The organism is Ureibacillus chungkukjangi, assembly GCF_003217295.1.
Classification (GTDB): Bacteria; Bacillota; Bacilli; order Bacillales_A; family Planococcaceae; genus Ureibacillus; species Ureibacillus chungkukjangi.
The window spans coordinates 20,474-41,871 of record NZ_QJTJ01000002.1; the positions used below are offsets into that span (position 1 = coordinate 20,474).

A 21,398-nucleotide genomic window follows, 5' to 3' on the forward strand; every position below is an offset into this window, starting at 1 on the left:
TTCCTCCCATTGATTTTCCAGATTGTTCCGCTTAAAATTTTCTCTAAGGAAACATTTAGTATGAAAGCATGCAAAGGGGTTAGGGCCATGATGGACTTTATTTTAGAGCTTGATCCACTCCTTCAGGTAACACTGGCCACATTGTTTACTTGGGGAATGACGGCATTAGGTGCTGCTTTAGTGTTTACAACCAAAACATTTAATCAGAAATTTTTGGATAGTATGCTTGGCTTTGCAGGTGGCGTTATGATTGCCGCAAGCTTTTGGTCTCTATTATCCCCCGCTTTAGAAATGGCTGAAGGAGGAAGTTTACCTGCATGGGTTCCAGTAGCCATTGGATTTTTACTAGGTGGAGAGTTTATTTACTTAATAGATAAGCTACTTCCCCACCTTCACCCGAATGCACCATTAAACAGTGCCGAGGGAATTCATCCGAAAAAGAGAAAGAGAAGCACCTTGCTCGTACTAGCAATAACACTTCATAATATCCCTGAAGGTCTGGCAATTGGTGTTTCTTTCGGTGCCGTTGCACTCGGCTCACCATCTGCATCCCTTGCAGGAGCCATGGCTTTAGCTATCGGAATTGGTATTCAAAATATCCCTGAAGGTGCTGCGGTTTCAATGCCGTTACTAAGGGATGGGCTATCGAGGAAGAAAAGCTTTCTATTTGGTCAGTTTTCAGGAATGGTGGAGCCCATTTCAGCAATTATCGGTTTCCTGGCCGTGGCCTTTATCGAACCGTTATTGCCCTTCGCCCTTGCATTTGCAGCAGGTGCCATGATATTCGTGGTGGCCGAAGAGGTTATTCCAAGCTCTCAGGAAGAAGGAAATAAAGACTTAGCCGTAATGACTTTAATGATCGGCTTTACCTTGATGATGATTTTAGATGTGTCATTGGGTTGATGAAAAACATAAAAACGCTTGGTATTTTTATGGATACCCAAGCGTTTTTTATTTCGATGTTTTTAACTCATACCACTAAATCATTTTCAGATTTTATATTGATAGCTTCTTGTAAAAGTCTTTGAAGTACGGCCGCAAAGGTTGCAATTATACAAGATGCGAAAATACTTAATAATGCCAGCATGATAATACCTGTAATATCCTCTTTGCCATTGAATAAAACAATAGCTGTAATAATTCCAATTAAAATTAAAATTACAATCGTAATTGCACAGCGCTTTATAAAGCGTAATGCTCGAACAGAAATATTGGAAAATGCTTCGTTTTTATCAATATAGCTTAATATTTTTAAAGCTTGGTATAATGCGCCAAAAATCGGAGTGCATAATATATACACATATCCTAAAAAGAAAAATTTCAAGTAAGCTGAATCTGGGTGCTTCGCTGCATCTCTACTAGCTAAAACAGGCAGCCCAAATAGACACACAGCTAGTACCACTATGCCTATCAGAATAAGAACCGCTTTCAAGAAAATTGTGGAACTGCGTTTTTGAAGTAACATATAAGCCCTCTCCTAATTTATAATAATTGAATTTATTTTAACAAAACATTTATCGAAACACAATAAATAATTAACGTTAAATAGAATGTAATTATTGTTTTATATTTTCGAATAAAAAAAGCATTCCTCTGACAAGAAATGCTCCAAACATATTATTTACTTTTACTGAATAATTCATAAACGCCCGGTTTGACTTCAGCTAGAAGATGATATGGGTAGCTTTTTACTGAATAAAGTTTCGTTCCTTCTTCCAAGTAATTTGATTCGAAGCTTTTATAGGGATATAACTCAGGAGAAAGCTTCATTTTAACTTCACCAATTTGCTTTTCGATTTGATAGGTTTCCATCTCTACACTATTTCCTCCCAAGTATTCATCCCCATTTACATTCAGTAGAGCCTGATAAGAAGTAGTGCTCTCAACAGTTACTTGCTTTGGCTCGTTCTTATTATCTGCACACCCAGATAGCATAAAAATCACAATTGGGATATAGATTAAAAGCGAGAACTTCATGTAATTCTCTCCCCTTTGAGTTAAATGGTCATTTTATCCATTATACTAAAGCAGACGCACTAAGATCTGAATAGTTACATTAGAAGTTTTTTAGGGAAATGCTGTTGAAATTTCATCTGATGAAACAATTTTCGAGCTAAAAACACCTGAGGATGCATTTAATTCTTCCGATGAAACGCATTACGAGCTCATTCTCTCTTGCTGATGCACATCAACTGCTTCACACACCCCACTTCACCTTCATTTCCCTCCCCAAGAAGTTCTCCGCAAAATAAAAAAACGCCTCCAACCCAAATTGGAGACGCCTTTGACAACACTATTATGCTTCCTCTTCTTCGTCCATGATTTCGTCGAAGGCAGCAGATACTTTTTCGAATTCTTCATCGCTTTCGATTGCGCTAAAGTCATCATCTTCGTCTACTTTTAGGAAGAATACATCGATGTCTTCTTCTGTTTCTTCTCGAATATCCTCTACAAAACCGACTGCTACGTATTCTGTTCCTTCAAGATTGATGGAAGCAAGGACTTCTACCTCTAGCTCCTCATCGTTGTCATCCGTAATCGTAAAGATTTCTCCAACCTCGTGTTTTTCCATGTGCGTATCCTCCTTTGATTTCTTGCTTTAATTTTTCCAATGTAGGGTCAAGTCCTTCAACCTTGCTAAACAATACCCTACCCCACAGCTATTATACCTTTAAGTGCCACAAAATGTACGATATGGGCGATTGGAGCTTGGTGGCAATGAGCAAAACTTTTCTTCGGTTGCTGAATAATCAAATGGATCTTCAAGAGCCGATAACAAGCGCTCCATCACACTTAAGTCCCCATCATTTACGGCTGCATTTAGTGCCTCTTCCACCAGATGGTTACGAGGAATCACCGATGGATTACTATTTTTCATTAACTCCGTCGATTCTTCAATGGATTGATCCTGTCTTCCGCGTCTTTGCTCCCATTTCTGAAGCCATCCATCGAACTCTTCCTTGCCATGAAGCGGTGAATTCTCAAGTTTACCTATTGTTAAAGATCGGAATGTATCTGTGTAATCTGCTCTATATTTTTGCATCATGTTGAGCAATTCATCTGCTAGCTCTCTATCTTGCTCTTCTTCATTAAACAACCCTAATTTTGCGCGCATGCCTTCAAGCCAATTTTTCTCGAACATGTCCATATATTGTGAGATTTGACTTTGTGCAATTTCGATGGCTTTTTCTTCATCATCGTCAAGTAGTGGAACAAGGGTTTCAGCAAATCGTGCTAAATTCCATAAGCCCATTTTCGGTTGATTGCCATATGCATAACGCCCCTGTCTATCAATTGAGCTAAATACTGTTTCCGGGTTATAGGTATCCATGAATGCACATGGGCCAAAGTCGATGGATTCCCCGCTAATCGCCATATTATCTGTATTCATAACCCCGTGAATGAAGCCTACAAGCTGCCATTTCGCAATTAACTCAGCTTGTTTTTTAATAACCTCTTGGAGTAAATATAAATATTGATTGTCACTATTCGGGATATCTGTATAATGGCGAATGATTGTATAGCTCGCCAATGATTGCAGATCCTCGTAAGACCCCCAGTTGGCAACGAATTGGAATGTCCCCACACGAATATGACTTGAGGCAATCCGAGTTAAAATCGCACCTGGCAAATCCATTTCTCGCATAATTTTCTCACCGGTTGAAACAACGGCTAAGCTTCGTGTTGTTGGAATCCCTAATCCATGCATGGCTTCACTTATTATATATTCTCGAAGCATTGGTCCAAGTGCTGCCCGACCATCTCCACCACGGGAAAATGGTGTTCTTCCTGCACCCTTTAGCTGGATATCAAAACGCTCGTTCTCAGGTGTCATTTGCTCTCCATACAGAACTGCTCGTCCATCTCCAAGCATGGTAAAATGACCAAACTGATGTCCCGCATAGGCTTGAGCCATTGGAAATGACCCTTCTGGTGCTTTATTTCCAGCTAGAATTTGCACTCCTTCTTCCCCTTGAAGTGCCGCACTTTCTAAGCCCAGCTCTCTTGCTAGTGGCTCATTAAATATTACAATTTCCGGATTACTCACCGGATGCAAGCCAACACTTGCATAAAAGGTGTCCGAAAGTCTGGCATAGCTATTATCAAAATTCCATCCAAATTCCATAGTATCCTCTTCTCTTTTTATTGACTATTTTTAACCTCAGCTGTTGAATTATACTTTTCATTAGATTTATGCATACTTGAAAAACCTGTGATCACAAAGCAAGTAATCCATGCAATGACCGTAGTAATACCTGCAAGCGTTAAACCAAGAGCCCTCATGAAAGTATCCTCTCCTGGATAATATGGCTCAATACTCATATACCTATAGACAAATAATATCGTTAAAACGAAATAAAAACTGCTCCCGATACCTGCAATAACGATTCGCCCTCTATTTGAACCATTCCAAGCTTTATTAACAATAATCCATGACCCTATACTTAGTACTACAGCTACAAGCATTACAAAGAAATGAACATAAAGCCCAAAGTAAATCATTAATGCATTTAGAATTCCCAAGCTTCCAAAAAACAAAACTGCATTCACTAAAAGTAACATAATTCCAGCCAAATAACTTTTTTGAAACCAGCTAACCCTTTGAATACTTTTTACAAATTTATTATTTTCATTAATACTCCCCATTATTGCCTCCCGGAAGAATAATAGGAAAAAGACAAGGATTAGAGCACCTGTAAAGAAGAATATAATCAACCTAATAACCTCCCTATTAAGGATTTAAACGTATATTAAAAATGGAGGTTTCAACCAATATGCAATTTGTAATTTTTCTATTTCTCTTAAGAAACGATACCTTTTACTCATATAAAACGTTTACATAAATTAAATAATAATTTTTCACTTTTTTTATCATCTATGTGATAAGATATTGCTCGATGTTAGAAAAATACAATTCGACCAAAATAATCGGACTGAAGTTTTTCTAGGCAGATCTATCAAAAGAAAGAGGAAAATGAATGAGTGAAACACTTAAAAAACCTGTTGAAAAACTCAGTTTATTCCATTTGACTTGGCCAATTTTTTTAGAAGTTTTCTTATTTATGTTAATGGGGCTTGCCGATACCTTTATGTTAAGTGCCGTCTCAGATGATGCGGTTTCAGGGGTAGGTACAGCCAATCAATATATACACATAGCTATTTTAATTTTAGAAGTAGTCGGAAATGGTGCTGCGATTGTTGTCTCCCAGTATCTTGGCTCACGTCGATATTTTGAAGCAGCTAAAATTTCAGCACTAGCGGTTACTTTAAACCTATGCGTCGGACTTGTTATGTCGGTCGTTTTTATTTTGTCATCAAATCGATTAATGGAAATGATGAATTTACAAGGTGCAGTGCTTGAGCATGCACAAAGCTATTTAATCATTGTAGGTGGAGGAATTTTCCTTCAAGCCATCATTAATTCACTAGCAGCAATCATCCGCGTACACGGATGGACGAAGCAAACAATGTACGTTTCTTTAGGAATGAATGTATTCCACGTAGCCGCGAACTATGTATTAATTTTTGGGAACTTTGGCGCACCAGAGCTTGGTGTCCAAGGAGCTGCGATTTCTTCTGTAGTTAGCCGTTTACTTGCAATGTTCGTTTTCCTATGGCTACTATATCAAGCACTAGAGATAAAAATAAAATTCGAATACTATATCACCTTTTCCAAGGACTATGTGAAAAAAATCTTAGCAATTGGGATTCCAAGTGCCCTTGAGCAAATCCTATATCAGCTATGTCAAATTATCTTCTTATATTATGTGACATATCTAGGAGCAGAAGCCTTGGCTGCTAGACAGTATGCAAATAACATCTCTATGTTCACTTATTTGTTTGCTCTAGCAATCGGAATCGGAACTTCGATAATCACAGGTCGCTTTGTTGGCTCAGGCGAAAAAGATGCTGCTTACAAACAGCTTTGGTTTAGTGTAAAGGCTGCACTAATTGTTACCACTGTAGTGGCAACACTTGTAACAATATTCCGTGTACCTTTGATGGGCTTATTCACTGATAATCCAGAGGTCATTAAATTTGGTGTTTCTGTATTATTATTAAGCCTTCTTTTAGAAACAGGTCGAACGATTAATATTACAGTCATTAACTCGTTACGTGCTTCCGGAGATGCTAGATTCCCTGTGAAAATTGGGTTCTTGTCAATGGTATGTATGAGTGTTCCACTAGGCTATTTATTAGTTTTCGTATTTGATTTAGGCTTAGTTGGCGTGTGGCTTGCAATCACAGCAGATGAATGGACACGTGCCATTGTCATGTTATTTAGATGGAAGAGCCGTAAATGGGAGCAGCATGCGCTTGTTTCTCCACCTTCTCCTGAAGAGGATAAGATTGAAATTGAATTTAAAGAAACACCCGCTCTACCATAGTCTACAAAACAAAAATGGATCTCCTACTATTGAGGGATCCATTTTCTTTATTTATTATCCGGCAAGGTTTCACTTAATTTGCAATATTGTACAAATACATAAGCTAATTCACGTAGGCGAGTGTGGATTGACTCATCAATAATATTGTCATTTTCATCGAAATCGGAAGCATGTGTATATACGTAATTTGGAGTAACTAGGCATCGGAAGTAATCTAAGATCGGTCTTAGTTGATTTTCCACTACTAAATGATGCTGATAAGTTCCACCATTAGCTACCATCGAAACAGGTTTATAACGCATAGCCTTTGGATCAAGCATATCAAAAGCATTTTTCAATACACCAGGAATGGATGCTTGATAAATTGGTGTCGAAATAATATAGCCATCTGCTTCTTCAAATTTCTGAATCATCATTTTCATATCCTCGTTAAGAGGACTACCATCTAAAATTTGATGCTTCAAATCAGCAAAATATAAAATTTCAAGCTCTAAATCGCTATTATATTCTGTAATATATTGTTCAATTTGTCTCAAAATCGCACCCGTCTTCGTTCCAAATACAGTGCCATCAACGAGTAATATTTTCATTTTTTTATTTCCTCCACCTTTTTATTTCCATCCGTTATTTTAACAGATGCAGTTGAAGTGGAATAGGGAACCGATTTGTATTAATTAAAATTCAGTCTTTTGGCGGAATCTCTTGATGCGATACCTTCTCCATTGCCTTTTCCATCATGCGTGTTGGCGAGGTTAAACTTACGATTGTTGTCCCTACATCGAAGGATCGTTTTTTGGCATTTGCCAAAAACACCAGGTTATTCTCACTGTCCACCGCAAATAATGGAATGGTTTTATGGTCAGTATCATTTATATAATCTCCTAATGTATATTGTTCCGTTAAATGCGTTCTTCTTATTAAATACCCTTCTTCAATTAACCGATTTAACGCATGTATATCGTATTCCTCATCAAAGAGGTATTTTCCACCGATTGATTTGCTGTAACCACTTGGATCTCCAGTATGAATAGGCGTCTGGAAAATTTGTTCGCGTCCTAATTCAGGTACAAAGTGTTGGCATATCAACGCATTATAAGCATCATCTTCTGTTGCAGCTATTAAAGTCTCATAAGGAGTTAAATCAACATGATATTCCGTATTTTCGCTTAAAATATCCCCCACCTCAGTTCGTAAGCCTAATTGGCGAGCTCTATTTAATAAACCCCAAGAACGGTCGATGATTAATACCGGCTTATTAAAGCTTTGGATTGCTTCCCCAAGCACAGAACTAAATGCACTTCCTCCAGCAATCATCACACCAGCCTCTTCAGTCGCTCTAAGACCTAGCTTTCTTGCTAGCCAGCTAATAGAAAAGCCATGCGCCAATACTGTTGCAAAAACAAGAGCAAGGGTTAGAGCAGTAATGATATCCGCATCCTCAAAGCCTTCATCCCGCAGAACACCTGCAAAGAATCCAGAAACAGTAAGAGCAACAATTCCCCTTGGTGCAATCCAACCAATTAAAGTTCGTTCTTGTTTTGTTAAATCTACACCAATTGTTGATAACCAAATAGATATTGGACGAACGATAAATAGCATCGCCAATACAAATATCAGCATATTCCAGTTTAAGATATCCCGTAGCGTATCAGGTGATAACGAAGCAGTTAACATAATGAAGAGCCCAGAAATCATGATAACCGATATATTCTCTTTAAAATGCAATAGATCCCTTAAAGATGTAAGGTGCATATTGGCCATGACAATCCCCATCGCTGTAACTGCAAGTAATCCAGTTTCATGCATTATGGTGTCAGATAACACAAATACCAGAAGTACACTCATCAATACTATGGGTGATTTTAAAAACTCAGGAATGTAACCATGCTCTAATAACCTGCCCAGTACAAATCCAATTACTACTCCTAGGATGGCAGATAGAATCGATGCACCAAAGAACAATAACAGGGAATTTCCAGTGATCTTATCACTTGTCCATAGCACTACCTGCAATGCAAATAAAGCAACCAGTGCACCAAATGGGTCTACAACAATTCCTTCCCATTTTAGAATAGTTGCTGGCCGTTCCTTTAACTTTGCCTGCCGCAGTAATGGCATAATTACGGTAGGTCCTGTCACGATAAAAATACCACCAACGATAAAAGCAACATCTAGTGAAATGCCAGCTAAATAGTGAGCTGCAAAGGATCCACCAATCCAGGCTAATAAGGAACCAATTGTGGATATCCTAAAGATGGCACGTCTGGAATCCTTCATTTCTCGGATATCTAAGCTTAAGCTTCCTTCAAATAGAATAATCGCAACCGCCAAAGAAACAATCGGATTAAACAGTTCACCAAAGCTCTCTTTTGGATTAAACAAGCCCAGGAATGGCCCAACGATTAATCCAACCACCGACATTACTACTATGCCCGGAAGTCTAAAACGCCAAGCAAACCATTGTGATATTATTCCGAGTCCGACAATAGCAACCATCTGAAATAGTATTGAATCAAGCATTGTACTTCCCCTTTTAAAACAATTTAGTAATAACAAAAACAGTATTTAACATGTCCCGAAATTGGATAGTCAACTCATTTTTGATTAGAATACTTAAAAAGCCTTAGTTGTATTTAAGCTAAAAAAGTCCTCCGCATAAATGTAGTATTTGCGGAGGACGTGCTTTCATTCCCTACTTAAGTTTGTTTTTTATTGTTGGCTTTCATTTTTCACTTGCATTGCCTGGAGCTTATTCCGGTTAAACACCACTTCATCATCGATTGGGTCCAACTCTTCTTCTTTGAATTTATCCCAGTTAAAAAGTTCTTCTCGTGATACTGGCGGTTCTTCTTTTTTTACAGGCATTTTTAAGCCCGCAAGCTGGGCAGAATCATAAATCGTAACAGGGGCTTTTTTACCAAATAAAGCAATCACCTTCATAGCCATGGCAAGCTGTACTGCCTCTATGGAACGGTATTTTTTCATGGGTCCAATTAGCAAAGGATTAACGCCCTTTAACACCAACTCTCCCATCTTCTCGCCAAATCGAAACTCTTTGCGCTCCCCTACTAATAAAGACGGTCTTACAATCGACAGCTGAGGAAGCTCTAAAGCCATTAATTCCTTTTCAAGCTTGCCTTTTACTTGGTTATAGTAAACTTTCGATTTTTCGTTTGCCCCCATTGCTGAAATGATGATGAAATGCATAGCGCACTTTTTAGCCAACGAAGCTATCTGCAATGGATATTCTACATCTACTTTTTCAAATTCAGCTTTCGACCCTGCCTTTTTACGTGTCGTCCCAAGACAGCAAAAGATTTCATGGGCAAACTCAATATCCTTTTCCTCTAACTCATTAAAAGAGCGAATCTTTACAGTTAGCTTTGGATGATCAAACTCTAGTTTTCTACGAGCGATAACAGTTACAGATACGTATTCCTCACTATTACATAGTACGTTTACTAGGTTTGAACCTACTAATCCGGTTCCACCCACCACAATTGCAGAACGCATTCCCATTTTTTCTTTCACTTCCTATCATCTTTGTCCATAAACTAGCATAAACTTGAAAATCTAGTAACCTCTTAAGCGAAAACTCTATAGTTTAATTTTCACACATACTTTCTAATTTTTCACCATAATTTAATTAATAGCTGGGAAAGGATGGGATTTTATGCAGAATGAACTAAGTGTACCTTCATTAAAAAAGAAAATAGTCTTTATCGTTGAGCATAGTACAGTAAAGGGATTTTATCCACTTGAACGTGTAGCAACAGTAGCAAAGCTTTTAAAGGATGAAGAGAGTGTCTATATTTTTTTAAAACAGGATGGACAAGAAGCTATCGAGATTTTCACGGACGAGCAGCTTTCTCCTATTCTATTTGATAATTATACTGAGCTAAAAACACAGATTCGTAGTCTTGAACCTGATTTAATCGTTCAGGAGGGCAAGGATTCATTAGTTGAGCAAATTGAGCAACTAAGACCCTTCTGCAAAACAATCGTTCATTTTGATGACTTTGGCGAAGGCGCCCTATTAGCCGATTGCAATATTGTTGCTCTTTTTGAGGAGGTAAGGGAAAATACTGCTCAAAATATTTTATCAGGAAGCTTTGCCTTTGCTGTTAAGGAATCTCTTAAAACCATTGCCAACGAACGCGTTTCAAACGAACTGTCTAGCCCACCACATATAGTTGTTTCCTATGAGGATGGGGACGAAAATAATTTAACTTATCGAACACTGCGCCATTTAACCCAATTACAAATCCCTTTACGCGTGACGGTTGCGATTGACCGGGAGTACAAGCATTCGGTTGAGGATTTGCAGATGATGGTGCTAAGCCGCCGTAATACAAGGATTTTAAAGGATGACCATGCACTAGAAAAGCTTTTACCTGAAGCCGATATTGTCATTTGTAATGCAAACTATACCCCATATAAAGTGGCGACTGTTGGTATTCCTTGCATTACAGCTGCACAAAACGAACGTGAGCTAAACAATGCTTTCCCTAGAGAGCATAATGGTTTTATTCACCTCGGTTTAGGTCGCAAAATGAAACAATCCAATATTCAGAATGCCGTTATGGAAATGTTGCTACATGAAGCAAGGCGTGAACGTGCGGTACGCAAGCAATTTGAGCTTGAGCTACAAGATAATAATGACGTGATTAAATCACTTCTTCTAGACTTTGCTTATGAGCGCCATAATATGGTGTCATTGTAGGCTACCTAGGGCTACAAGCACTTTGGACGAGCTCGATTCGTCTGAAGTGCTTTTTCTTATGTCCAATGTGGAATTTTAGTAAAAGCTGGATTTTCATTATTAATGAAAAATTACGTCCTACTATGATACAATGTTCATAAGTTTTTGTACTTATAGAATAAGGATAAGGAGCGACTATCATGACTACAAAATCAGAGCTTCAACAACAAATTGCAGAGTTAAAAATGGACTATATCAATCTTCAGGGTGATATCGAAAAGCTTGAAAGCACAGGTCATGCTGATTCAGTTACAAAAGCAGAAGAGCGCCTTTCCAACATGGAAAAACAACTTGCCCAACTGAACAAACAGCTCGCGGAGTTGTCGTAGCCCGCGAGTTTTTTTGCGGGATTAGACGGTTACAAATTTGGCACTAACTTAAATTAATTATCGGAGGAATTTGGTATGGCAATATTAACAGTTGAAAATTTAGGTCATTCCTTTGGTGATCGCACCCTTTTTAAGGATGTTTCGTTCCGCCTAGTTGAAGGCGATCATATAGGCTTAGTTGGTGCAAATGGTGTAGGAAAATCTACATTAATGGGTATCATTACTGGTCAAACAATTCATGATGAAGGTCGTGTAGAATGGCTGCCAGGCACTCACTATGGCTACTTGGACCAGCACACAGTTTTAACAGCAGGCCGCACAATGCGTGATGCATTACGCGATGCCTTCCTTCCTCTTTATAAAAAAGAAGAAGAGTTAAATGAAATCGCAAATAAAATGGGTGAAGCAACACCCGAAGAGCTAGAAGAATTACTAGAGCAAATGGCTGAAGTACAAGATGCCTTAGATGCTGGGGATTTTTATTCTTTAGATATCAAAATTGAAGAGGTAGCACGCGGTCTTGGATTAGATGCAATCGGCCTAGAGCGAGATGTAGCTGCACTTTCTGGTGGTCAGCGTACGAAGGTTTTACTTGCTAAGCTATTATTAGAAAAGCCAAAAGTATTGTTACTGGATGAGCCTACGAACTATTTAGATGAAGAGCATGTAACTTGGTTAAAAAACTATCTTAAAAACTATCCACATGCCTTTTTACTAATTTCCCATGATACAGAGTTTATGAATGAAACAGTGGATGTTATCTTCCAGCTTGAGTTCTCTAAACTAACACGTTACACAGCAACTTATGAGAAGTTTTTAGAGCTAGCTGAAATCAATAAACGTCAGCATATCGACGCATATGAAAAACAGCAGGAATTTATCAAAAAACAAGAGGACTTCATTGCAAAAAACAAAGCACGTTACTCAACAACTGGTCGTGCGAAATCTCGTGCAAAGCAGCTTGACCGTTTAGAACGAATCGATCGTCCTGAATCAGCTGTAAAACCTGAGTTCAGCTTTAAAGAAGCCCGCACACCAAGTCGCTATGTGGTAGAAGCAGAAAATCTAGTAATCGGGTATGATAAGGAAAAACCATTACTTCCCCCACTTACATTTATGATTGAACGCGGAGAAAAAATAGCTCTTGTCGGCATGAACGGTGTGGGTAAATCCACACTTCTTAAGACAATGCTCGGAAAAGTAAGACCACTAGACGGTAAAGTAATCCTTGGTGACTATTTAGAGCCTTCTTACTTCGAACAAGAGGTAAAAGCCGATAAAATCACGCCAATCGATGACGTCTGGAACGCCTTCCCTTCTATGGAACAGGCACAGGTTCGCGCAGCTTTAGCACGTGCAGGTCTGAAAACAGATCACATCACACGTCCATTAAACTCTCTATCAGGTGGCGAGCAAGCAAAAGTTCGTCTATGTAAACTGATGATGGACGAAACAAACTGGCTAATCTTTGACGAGCCAACAAACCACTTAGACGTAGACGCAAAAGCAGAACTAAAGCGTGCCATGCAGGATTTCAAAGGCACAATCGTCCTTGTATCCCATGAGCCAGAATTCTACGATGGCCTAGCAACAAAAGTATGGAACGTACAGGACTGGTTTACAACAGGAGAAACAGATTTATAGGATTGTAGTTAGTTAGTGGATTGAGCCTGAAATTTGGGCTCAGTCCGTTTTTTGTGTTTGGTGGATTGGGGTATAGAGTTAAATGCAGTGTGTATTAGTAAAAATATGATATTTTGTATAAATAGATTTTGAGACTAAAACATGCTGAAAAAATTAATTTGGCAGTTTTTGAATTTGAGTCAAAAAGTTGTTGGGAGTTAGTGAAGATTTGATATTTTAATTTGATTGTTTCCCTAGCTTCTGGATTTATTGGACAACTTTTGAATTTTATTGGACACTTTTTATTTTTTATTGGACACTTTTTATTTTTTATTGGACATTTGCTTTATATTGGGAGGAATCTTATACTTTCTGTTCCGATTGGCACCAACTGTTTCTAATTTTAGACCTGTTAACAACCTATATGCGGTTTTCTTTGATTCAATCCTAGTAAACTCACAGAATTCACTTTTTGAAATCTCCTCCCCCCACAGCAACCGATAATCATACAGCGCTTCATAAAAAGCCCTGTCATCCTTATTCCCACACCGCGGGCAAAACCAGCTACCATAACGATATTCCATGCGCGAGCGATGGTGGCAGTGTCTGCACAAGACACCAACTCTCAATTTACTTTTATCGTATTTAGGCCTCCATGAATCTAGCTTCCTGCGGGCAATGAATTTATCTGCTATAAACAGCAACTGCTCCTCCGTAATAACTGGTTGCTGGAACTGTGAATACAGCTGATCCAGCTTATATCGTAAACCGGTTATCTGAAAAACTAGCACATCGCGAGCATTCACTTTCCCAATGATAGAATTCGCATTACAAAAGACCACTCCGCACACAACGGGCAACGCTACACCTAGCTCGTGCAGGAACCCGCTGACAAATCTACCATGTCGCCTCACCTGATCGACCGGATTTGTAAATCCTTCTGCCCTTCCATCGACTCTTGTTCGAATGCATTGACTGGTTTCATCAATAATATCAATGCCACCAGAGAGATTCTTTGCCTCCAGCCAAGGATAAAATTCCGACATATAAACAAAGCATCCACTTAGTGCGTAAACCCAGTTTCATTTTCAAATTTTAGCCCGTTCAACAAGAAATAATGCCCCTGTATCTGAAAATCCAGCCATTCTCGATCTAATCGCTGTTCCCCGTAAAATCCAGACTTTTCGAGCCCTAATTTCTCTCCAAAATAATCCGCTTCATCTAAATGTAATCTCCTCAACAATGCCTCTAATAACAGAATTGACTCTGGAACCTGCCTTTCCCACTTAACCACTGCACTTTTGCTGCTCGACCGATCAACTTCCACTCACTTCACCTCACATCTTTCAATCTCCCCCTTGTATTTTACTAATCTCCTCAAACTCTATCAAAATACGAAAAACTACTTTTTCATAGGGTTTTTCATTCAAACTCATATTTTCAAATCACATTTACTTTTGAATAAATGCAAAAAAATGAAACTTTTCTTCTTGAAAGACGTATATATTTATAGGAAAACGGTTATTAATTTAATGTAATAAGCTTACTTAACGAAAGCAAAATCGCTATTGACTTACAATTAACTTACTAGTAAGATATTAATATAAGCAAAACATCTTACCAGTAAATATTTAAAACTTTAAAATATATGAAAGCGGGGAGATTTTATGACAGTTACAATTTACACACAATCTAGCTGTTCTTCTTCACGAAAAGCTATTAAATGGTTAAAAGAAAACGAAATCAATTTCAATGAGAAACGCATTACATCTCAACCTTTAACATTAGCAGAATTTAAAAATATTTTAAGAATGACTGAAGATGGTACTGACGAAATCATTGCTACAAACTCAAATGACTTTAAAAACTTAAACATCGACATTGATCAATTATCAATTCAAGATCTATATAACTTAATTCAACAATACCCACGTATGCTGCGTAGTCCGATTTTACTTGATGAAAAACGTATTCAAGTTGGCTACAACGAAATGGATATTCGTCGTTTTATCCCACGAAAAGTTCGTGCTTACGAGTTAAATGCTATGCAACAAGTCGCAGCACAAGGTTAAACAAATCGGCCTGCGAAAGTGAATTTCGTATAAGTACAAGACCTGCGAAATGAATTATGTAAGTGGAGCTGAACATTATGGATAACCAACGGCATGAATCCCTTTCCTCTCTTTTTGAAGTCGTATCTTCACTAGAGCGTAAATGGGCTAATGAGTGGAACCAACAAAATATTTTAGGATTTTCTAAATCTCATATATTACTTTTAGATTTATTGGCGAAAGAGGGTCCAAAACGCCCTTCTGCGATTGCTGAACGCTTAAAAGTGACGACGGGTGGAGTTACTGTTTTAACAACAAAGCTTATTAATGGCGGCTTTATTGAAAAAACGCAGAGTAACGCTGACCGTCGAGCTTCCCAAATCGCTATTACTATCGAAGGCGAAAAGATATTAAAGGAATCTCGAGCGCAAGTATCAACAATGGTTAACACTATGTTTGGCATGCTCTCAAATGACGAAATTAAAACATTACATACCATTTTTGAAAAGTGTCTTGTGAATGGTAGTGGACTAAATAAATAAAGAGAAGATGAATGAAGGCACGAGAAAAACGCCCCATTCAAAACGGCGAGCAGGATGCAATTTTAACGCATCCTGCTTTTTTAGTGCCCACAAAAAAAGACTCCCCATAAAGGAAAGTCTTTCTTTTATGCCATCACAACATCCTGCAGGGATGAGTCAGCAATTAATATTTCTTTTAATCTAGCTTTAGCACGGAATAAACGTGATTTCACTGTTCCGATTGATACCTTCATTAACGTTGAAATTTCAGCTAGTGAATATTGATCAACATAGAAATACCATAATGTTTTTTGATAGATTCCGTCTAATTCCTGCATTTTCTCTTGAACGATTTTCGTTACAACCTCTTTTTCTACTTTTTCTTCAGTAGAAATTTCATTATTGGGAACCAAATCTAAAATCGGTACGTCTAATGTTTCAGGTTGACTCATCATGTACTTGCTTCTTCTTACATTTTTGCGATAGCGGTCGCGGAATGTATTCATTGTAATTGTAGTAAGCCATGCTTTCACGTGGTCAACCTTCTCTACCTGCTCTTCATTACGTACAACTTTAACCCAAACCTCTTGCATTAAATCCTCAGCTTCAGCTGTGTTGCGAGTTAATTTTAAACATAAATGATATATGTAACGATTATATTCCTCGTAAATTCCATTTAAACAACTAATCATAGTTTGTTTCCTCCAATATCGTACTACCTTCTGTATACATTTTCCCAAAAAATTGTATTACACTCTATCGGATTTGCTTTCAATTACATTACATTCCTGTAAGCTTCAAATCTATCCCTTGTAATTTTCGTAAATTGTGTGGGAATTGTGTTTGAATTGTTTGTGTACCTGGCACACGAACTATTCTGAATTGTTCTCGAATTGTTTGTGTACCTGGCACCCAAACTATTCTGAATTGTTTTGGGACCAGGCACGCGTATGCTATACTATTTCTATTATCTAAATAATTTTGGAAATGAGGGTTTATGTTGAGTCAATCACAAATTTTAGATGCTTATTTTACAGAAAACCGAGAAAAGCATTTGGAGGAACTTAGTGAGTTTCTTCGTATTCCAAGTATCAGTTCCCTTTCTGAGCACAAACAAGACATTCAAACAGCAGCAGAGTGGTTAGCGGACAAGCTTCGCGCGCTAAACATTGAAAACGTATCAGTAGATCAAACTGCAGGTCACCCAGTTGTTTATGGTGAATGGCTGCATGCAGAAGGCAAACCAACGATATTATTTTATGGTCACTATGATGTACAACCAGTGGATCCCCTTCACTTATGGGAATCTGAACCTTTCAATCCTGTAATTCGCGACAATAAATTATTTGCTCGTGGTGCTTCTGATGACAAAGGTCAAGTTTACATGCATTTAAAAATGCTTGAAGCATTGTTTGCAACAGAGGGTACCCTTCCAGTAAACGTGAAATTCATCTACGAGGGCGAAGAAGAAATCGGTAGCCCTAACCTACCTGCTTATGTAGAAGAACATAAAGAAAAGCTTGCAGCAGATTTAATCTTAATCTCTGATACTGGTCTTTATGCTCCTGGTAAACCAGCTGTATGCTATGGCTTACGTGGACTTACTGGTGTTCAAATTGATGTGCGTGGTGCAAAGGGTGATCTTCACTCTGGCCTTTATGGTGGCGGTGTTCAGAATGCTATCCATGCATTAGCTGATATTTTAGCTTCATTCCGTGATGAGCATGGAACAATCCAAGTAGAAGGCTTCTATGATAATGTTCGTCCCTTATCTGAAGAAGAGCGCCAAGCATATCGTGAGCTAAATTTTGATGAAGCAGCATTAAAGCAAGAAGTTGGTGTAACTGAATTATTCGGTGAAGAAGGCTACTCTTATTTAGAACAAACGTGGGCTCGTCCAACATTAGAAATTAACGGTGTATTTGGTGGGTTCTCTGGCGAAGGTATTAAAACCGTTTTACCTGCTGAAGCTGGAGCAAAAATCACTTGCCGTCTAGTACCAGACCAAGATCCAAATGAAATTGTTCAATTGCTTAAGGCCCATATTGAAAAGCATAAGCCAAAGGGCGTTGAAGTTACTGTATCTGAATTTGACAAAGGTGCTCCTTTCTTAACACCATTTGATCATCCATTAATCCAAGCAGCTGGTCGTTCTTATGAGCGCGTTTATAATGTACCAACTGCCTTCACACGTGGTGGTGGCTCAATTCCTATCGTAGCTGCATTTGACGAAATTCTGGCATTACCTGTCGTGTTAATGGGATTCGGCCTAAATAGCGAAAACTTCCATGCACCAAATGAGCATTTCCACTTAGAAAACTTCGACAAAGGACTTCGCGTACTAGGCGATTACTTACATGAGGTTTCCAATTTGAAATTCTAATACTACCCAAACCTAAAAGTTCATCTTTGAGCTTTTAGGTTTTTTTATTGCCAATTTTATATAAATCAAAAGTATAAAATATTTCTTTTTTGTAACAAAAAGGAATTTTCTAAATATTTGTAGAATTAATTTAATATATACAATTTATATGCTAATTTCTAGCAACATGTATCTTTTCAAACAGGAGTGTGATTTGTATGGAGAATAAATGGAGTCTGGTAGTCTTAATGCAGCCCGTAGTAGGTCTGTTGCTTGTGTTGATTGGAGTTTATACGTTCGCTGTTGGGAGCCCAAATCTACTACCATGGGCGTATATGATAATGTGTCCCCTCTTTTTAGCTATGGGACAATACGAGTTAAAAAGAGAAAATAAGAAAAATAATAGTATCTTCTATTACTCTTTGGCCGCTGTTTCATTTTTATTTGGTGTCTATTCATTTATCGCCTTCTAATTGAATATTCAAATATGCTTTTAGCCGATGATCCATTTCATCGGTTTTTTCATTTTTAAGCAAAAAAAACAGCACTACGCGACAAGCACAGTGCTGTTTCAATTTTAACCTTTAGAAAGCGTTATATATAAACATAGGGGAGGTTATATATCTTGTCGAACAAGCTTTTATAAAGGTTCATATGAGCTTACTTACCACTTTTTTACTAAAGAGCGATTTTCAAAAAAGGCTTAATTGACCTCTTTTTGATGTTTTTATCATATCATCTTCTACTAGCGATTGTGGATACGATATCACTATATGTCACATTTTTATCACAATATCGTTCACAATTTCGATATATTTTGTTATATAACAACCTATCCACCCAATACATTCTCCCCTACAAATCTATATTAAACAGCCACTCTACCTGCACAAACTATCCCAATCCTGATATGCAACAGAATATCCACAATACAATTTTTATTAAAGTCTGCTGGTAAATTTCTCGGTCACCTATCAGCATAAAGTTATCCACAAAATAGCAATACCTATTTGTTTTCAACCATTTTCTATATCCACATATCCACTGTTTCATCGATTTTTGTCCACATTATCCACAAATAATTAGAATTTTAAGAATTATCTTAAAAAGTTATCCACAAATCCTTTGAAGACGCAAAAAGGCGCCCTAGAAAGGACACCTTTTCACCTTATTGAAGTATCATACCCACACTTGAATAGATAATTACTGTAGCAAATACGGCCATCATATAAATTAAAGAGTACGCAAACATTTTATTCGCCCATTTTTTCTCGTCCATTTGGCGATAGCCCACGATACTTATCCAAAGCCAAATCCCACCTAGGATAAGTGAAGAAAGTGTTAGACCCCAGCTTAAAGGAACAAATAAGAAGCTTGTTAGCATCATAATAACTAAGTAAATATTTGTTTGTAAATACGTTCTTCTCATACTCTTTTTAACTGGAAGCATCGGAATATTCGCTGCTGCATAGTCATCTTTTTTACGAATGGCAATTGCATAGAAATGTGGCATTTGCCAGATGACCATGATGATAAATAATGCCCACGCTGCCGGATACCAAATATCTGGTGCAACTGTTGCCCAACCGATTAACGGTGGCATAGCCCCGGAGATACTTCCCACTTCTGTATTCCAAATCGTTCTTCTTTTAGTCCACATTGTGTATGGAATTACGTAAAAGAACACACCAAGGAATCCAAGAAATGCAGCAAGCCAAGTTGTTAAAGAAAGAATCGCCAGCCCAGCAATTAGTAGAATAATACCAACAATCAAAATCGTACGTGTATTTAACGCACCTGTTACAGTAGGTCGAGATTGTGTACGTTTCATGATTGCATCTATATCGCGATCATATAGGTTATTAAAGATACCCGAGGCACCGATTATGAAAGCTGAACCTACAACAGCAAATATGATGTGTGGTATATGGTCAATAAAATTTAGTTTATACGTATATAAAGCGAGCATAAGTGCAGCAATCATGGGAATTAAATTAGATTTAATAATCCCTGTCTTAACCGTCTTAGCCCAGAGATCAAGATAGTTTTGCATAGTATGTCTTTTCCCCTCATTATTAGGCATCCTTCTGGAGAAGCACTATATTCTATCATACCACTGAACTATCTATTTCAACAATGACATAGCTTTATTTAATATGAAAATTCAATGACAGATTAACAAAATATCATGTAGAATTACCTATTAATTTCCTATAGTTCTAATTAAATCAAAAAATAAAAAGGTGTCCGTTACGGAAGCACCTTCTCCTCTTGATTTTCTTTTGCTTGTCTCTGATCGATGTAAGAGCAAGCTATCTTCAATAATGGTAAAACAAATAAAAAGACAAATAGGAGTCTAAAAATTTGAAATACCGTTACAGCTGAAACATCAGCCCCGATTGCCGTAGCAATTAAGCTCATTTGATCGAGTCCACCTGCTGCTGTACTTAAGAAGCTTGTGGATAAAGAATAACCTAGAAAATGGACCAATAAAATACCCTGCAAAAAGGTAATACCAATTAATAACAAAGCACTTCCTATTCCTAATAGGATAACTCTGTTTCCCAGTCTAAGCATTTTCGGTTTGAGTAAAAGACCGATATAAGCTCCCATAAATAATTGTGCAATATGTAACAAAATTTCCGGTACATGAGGTGTTTCCACAGAAAATAAAGTAAGTATGATGATAAACAAAATTGGTGTAAGAAAATATGGAACCGGTAATTTAATCCTTCTCCCTATCCACACCGTTGCCCAAGAGGCCAGTAGTAATATGACAACTGGAAGCCATTGTATTTCTAAAAGGTTTTCTCCACTCCCCGATTGAACAACATGGCCTGATAAAATAAAAGGAATCACCATCACGATACTTATTACTCGAACCACATGAAAATATGTAACTACCGCTAAGTTGATATCCTTTTCCTCTTCAGCAAACACCACAATTTGCCCTAAACCACCTGGAACGGTAGCGGTTAGTGCCGTCTTCAAGGAAACCTTACCGAATTTTTGTACACCCAATGCCATCCCAATACTTATGATTACTAGAACAATATTTATAAGAAACATAAGAAAAATCAGCCAGCCCATTCCAGAGAAAACATTTAACTGAAAGGTTTGACCAATGGAAACGCCAATTACAACTAATCCAATATTACGAAAATGGACCGGCCAAAAAAGCTCATACTTAATAAAAAATTGGCTTAGTAGGACCGCAAATAATGGACCTAGCATCCAAGGAACCGGCAGCCCCAGCACATCAAATAACCCTGCACCAATCACGCTAATTATTAAAACTAAAATAATCGATTTTATATGCAACGAGGAACCCTCATTTCTATTTCGTGTTCCTAAATAGATT

22 protein-coding genes are annotated in these 21,398 nt (G+C 37.8%); 9 read left to right on the forward strand and 13 right to left on the reverse strand.

Annotation, left to right across the window (positions count from 1 at the left end; genetic code table 11):
* Positions 1-87: 87 nt before the first annotated feature.
* Positions 88-903 (forward strand): ZIP family metal transporter, encoded by an 816-nt coding sequence (locus tag BJ095_RS01795; RefSeq protein ID WP_107935965.1) that lies wholly within the window; start codon positions 88-90, stop codon positions 901-903.
* A 67-nt stretch (positions 904-970) separates the two neighbouring features.
* Here the strand turns inward: BJ095_RS01795 and BJ095_RS01800 are convergent, their stop codons facing one another.
* The 5 genes from BJ095_RS01800 to BJ095_RS01820 all read right to left on the reverse strand — a co-directional run bounded on the left by BJ095_RS01800 (position 971) and on the right by BJ095_RS01820 (position 4,647).
* Positions 971-1,465, reverse strand: coding sequence for a DUF2975 domain-containing protein (locus BJ095_RS01800; RefSeq protein WP_107935967.1), 495 nt, complete (start codon positions 1,463-1,465; stop codon positions 971-973).
* Positions 1,466-1,617: 152 nt separating this feature from the next.
* Positions 1,618-1,977 carry a hypothetical protein gene (locus tag BJ095_RS01805; RefSeq protein ID WP_107935969.1) on the reverse strand — a complete coding sequence of 120 codons (360 nt, stop codon included), beginning with the start codon at positions 1,975-1,977 and terminating at the stop codon, positions 1,618-1,620.
* 319 nt (positions 1,978-2,296) lie between these two features.
* Positions 2,297-2,572: a DUF1292 domain-containing protein gene (locus tag BJ095_RS01810; RefSeq protein WP_107935971.1), complete on the reverse strand. Its 276-nt coding sequence runs from the start codon at positions 2,570-2,572 to the stop codon at positions 2,297-2,299.
* Between the two features lie 99 nt (positions 2,573-2,671).
* On the reverse strand, positions 2,672-4,147 hold the full coding sequence (locus BJ095_RS01815; protein ID WP_404427961.1) for a protein adenylyltransferase SelO: 1,476 nt from the start codon (positions 4,145-4,147) through the stop codon (positions 2,672-2,674).
* Positions 4,144-4,647, reverse strand: a complete 504-nt coding sequence (locus BJ095_RS01820; RefSeq protein WP_146223187.1) for a hypothetical protein — start codon at positions 4,645-4,647, stop codon at positions 4,144-4,146. The genes BJ095_RS01815 and BJ095_RS01820 overlap by 4 nt, the downstream gene beginning before the upstream one ends.
* Positions 4,648-4,979: 332 nt before the next feature.
* On the opposite strand from BJ095_RS01820, the gene BJ095_RS01825 reads away from it, so the two are divergent.
* On the forward strand, positions 4,980-6,389 hold the full coding sequence (locus BJ095_RS01825) for an MATE family efflux transporter (RefSeq protein ID WP_107935977.1): 1,410 nt from the start codon (positions 4,980-4,982) through the stop codon (positions 6,387-6,389).
* A gap of 47 nt (positions 6,390-6,436) precedes the next feature.
* On the opposite strand, the gene BJ095_RS01830 is transcribed toward BJ095_RS01825, so the two are convergent.
* From BJ095_RS01830 to BJ095_RS01840, 3 genes are all read right to left on the reverse strand, one after another.
* Positions 6,437-6,979: an NADPH-dependent FMN reductase gene (locus tag BJ095_RS01830; RefSeq protein ID WP_107935979.1), complete on the reverse strand. Its 543-nt coding sequence runs from the start codon at positions 6,977-6,979 to the stop codon at positions 6,437-6,439.
* A 91-nt stretch (positions 6,980-7,070) separates the two neighbouring features.
* Positions 7,071-8,909 (reverse strand): cation:proton antiporter, encoded by a 1,839-nt coding sequence (locus BJ095_RS01835; protein ID WP_107935981.1) that lies wholly within the window; start codon positions 8,907-8,909, stop codon positions 7,071-7,073.
* A gap of 189 nt (positions 8,910-9,098) precedes the next feature.
* On the reverse strand, positions 9,099-9,920 hold the full coding sequence (locus BJ095_RS01840; protein WP_235867546.1) for an NAD-dependent epimerase/dehydratase family protein: 822 nt from the start codon (positions 9,918-9,920) through the stop codon (positions 9,099-9,101).
* 142 nt (positions 9,921-10,062) lie between these two features.
* Here BJ095_RS01840 and BJ095_RS01845 point away from each other — a divergent pair, with 142 nt between their 5' ends.
* The 3 genes from BJ095_RS01845 to BJ095_RS01855 all read left to right on the forward strand — a co-directional run bounded on the left by BJ095_RS01845 (position 10,063) and on the right by BJ095_RS01855 (position 13,124).
* Positions 10,063-11,112 carry a PseG/SpsG family protein gene (locus BJ095_RS01845; RefSeq protein WP_107935985.1) on the forward strand — a complete coding sequence of 350 codons (1,050 nt, stop codon included), beginning with the start codon at positions 10,063-10,065 and terminating at the stop codon, positions 11,110-11,112.
* Positions 11,113-11,291: 179 nt separating this feature from the next.
* The gene (locus BJ095_RS01850; RefSeq protein WP_107935987.1) at positions 11,292-11,480 is read left to right on the forward strand and encodes an SE1832 family protein; all 189 of its coding nucleotides are present in this window, start codon (positions 11,292-11,294) and stop codon (positions 11,478-11,480) included.
* 75 nt (positions 11,481-11,555) lie between these two features.
* A complete protein-coding gene (locus BJ095_RS01855; protein WP_107935990.1) occupies positions 11,556-13,124 on the forward strand; it encodes an ABC-F family ATP-binding cassette domain-containing protein in 1,569 nt (522 codons plus the stop codon).
* A 302-nt stretch (positions 13,125-13,426) separates the two neighbouring features.
* Here the strand turns inward: BJ095_RS01855 and BJ095_RS01860 are convergent, their stop codons facing one another.
* Both BJ095_RS01860 and BJ095_RS01865 read right to left on the reverse strand, forming a co-directional pair.
* On the reverse strand, positions 13,427-14,149 hold the full coding sequence (locus tag BJ095_RS01860; RefSeq protein WP_107935992.1) for a nuclease-related domain-containing protein: 723 nt from the start codon (positions 14,147-14,149) through the stop codon (positions 13,427-13,429).
* Positions 14,150-14,166: 17 nt separating this feature from the next.
* The gene (locus BJ095_RS01865; protein ID WP_107935994.1) at positions 14,167-14,430 is read right to left on the reverse strand and encodes a hypothetical protein; all 264 of its coding nucleotides are present in this window, start codon (positions 14,428-14,430) and stop codon (positions 14,167-14,169) included.
* Between the two features lie 340 nt (positions 14,431-14,770).
* Here BJ095_RS01865 and spx point away from each other — a divergent pair, with 340 nt between their 5' ends.
* A complete protein-coding gene (gene spx, locus BJ095_RS01870) occupies positions 14,771-15,175 on the forward strand; it encodes a transcriptional regulator Spx (RefSeq protein WP_107935996.1) in 405 nt (134 codons plus the stop codon).
* Between the two features lie 77 nt (positions 15,176-15,252).
* Complete coding sequence (locus BJ095_RS01875) at positions 15,253-15,696, forward strand: MarR family winged helix-turn-helix transcriptional regulator (protein WP_107935998.1); 444 nt, start codon at positions 15,253-15,255, stop codon at positions 15,694-15,696.
* A 125-nt stretch (positions 15,697-15,821) separates the two neighbouring features.
* Here BJ095_RS01875 and BJ095_RS01880 read toward each other — a convergent pair whose 3' ends face one another.
* The gene (locus tag BJ095_RS01880; RefSeq protein WP_107936000.1) at positions 15,822-16,367 is read right to left on the reverse strand and encodes an RNA polymerase sigma factor; all 546 of its coding nucleotides are present in this window, start codon (positions 16,365-16,367) and stop codon (positions 15,822-15,824) included.
* 308 nt (positions 16,368-16,675) lie between these two features.
* Here BJ095_RS01880 and BJ095_RS01885 point away from each other — a divergent pair, with 308 nt between their 5' ends.
* On the forward strand, positions 16,676-18,058 hold the full coding sequence (locus BJ095_RS01885; RefSeq protein ID WP_107936002.1) for a dipeptidase: 1,383 nt from the start codon (positions 16,676-16,678) through the stop codon (positions 18,056-18,058).
* A 197-nt stretch (positions 18,059-18,255) separates the two neighbouring features.
* A complete protein-coding gene (locus BJ095_RS01890; RefSeq protein ID WP_107936004.1) occupies positions 18,256-18,510 on the forward strand; it encodes a hypothetical protein in 255 nt (84 codons plus the stop codon).
* Positions 18,511-19,205: 695 nt separating this feature from the next.
* Here the strand turns inward: BJ095_RS01890 and cyoE are convergent.
* On the reverse strand, positions 19,206-20,090 hold the full coding sequence (gene cyoE / locus BJ095_RS01895; protein WP_107936006.1) for a heme o synthase: 885 nt from the start codon (positions 20,088-20,090) through the stop codon (positions 19,206-19,208).
* 197 nt (positions 20,091-20,287) lie between these two features.
* Positions 20,288-21,358, reverse strand: coding sequence for an AbrB family transcriptional regulator (locus tag BJ095_RS01900; protein ID WP_235867547.1), 1,071 nt, complete (start codon positions 21,356-21,358; stop codon positions 20,288-20,290).
* Positions 21,359-21,398 lie beyond the last annotated feature (40 nt).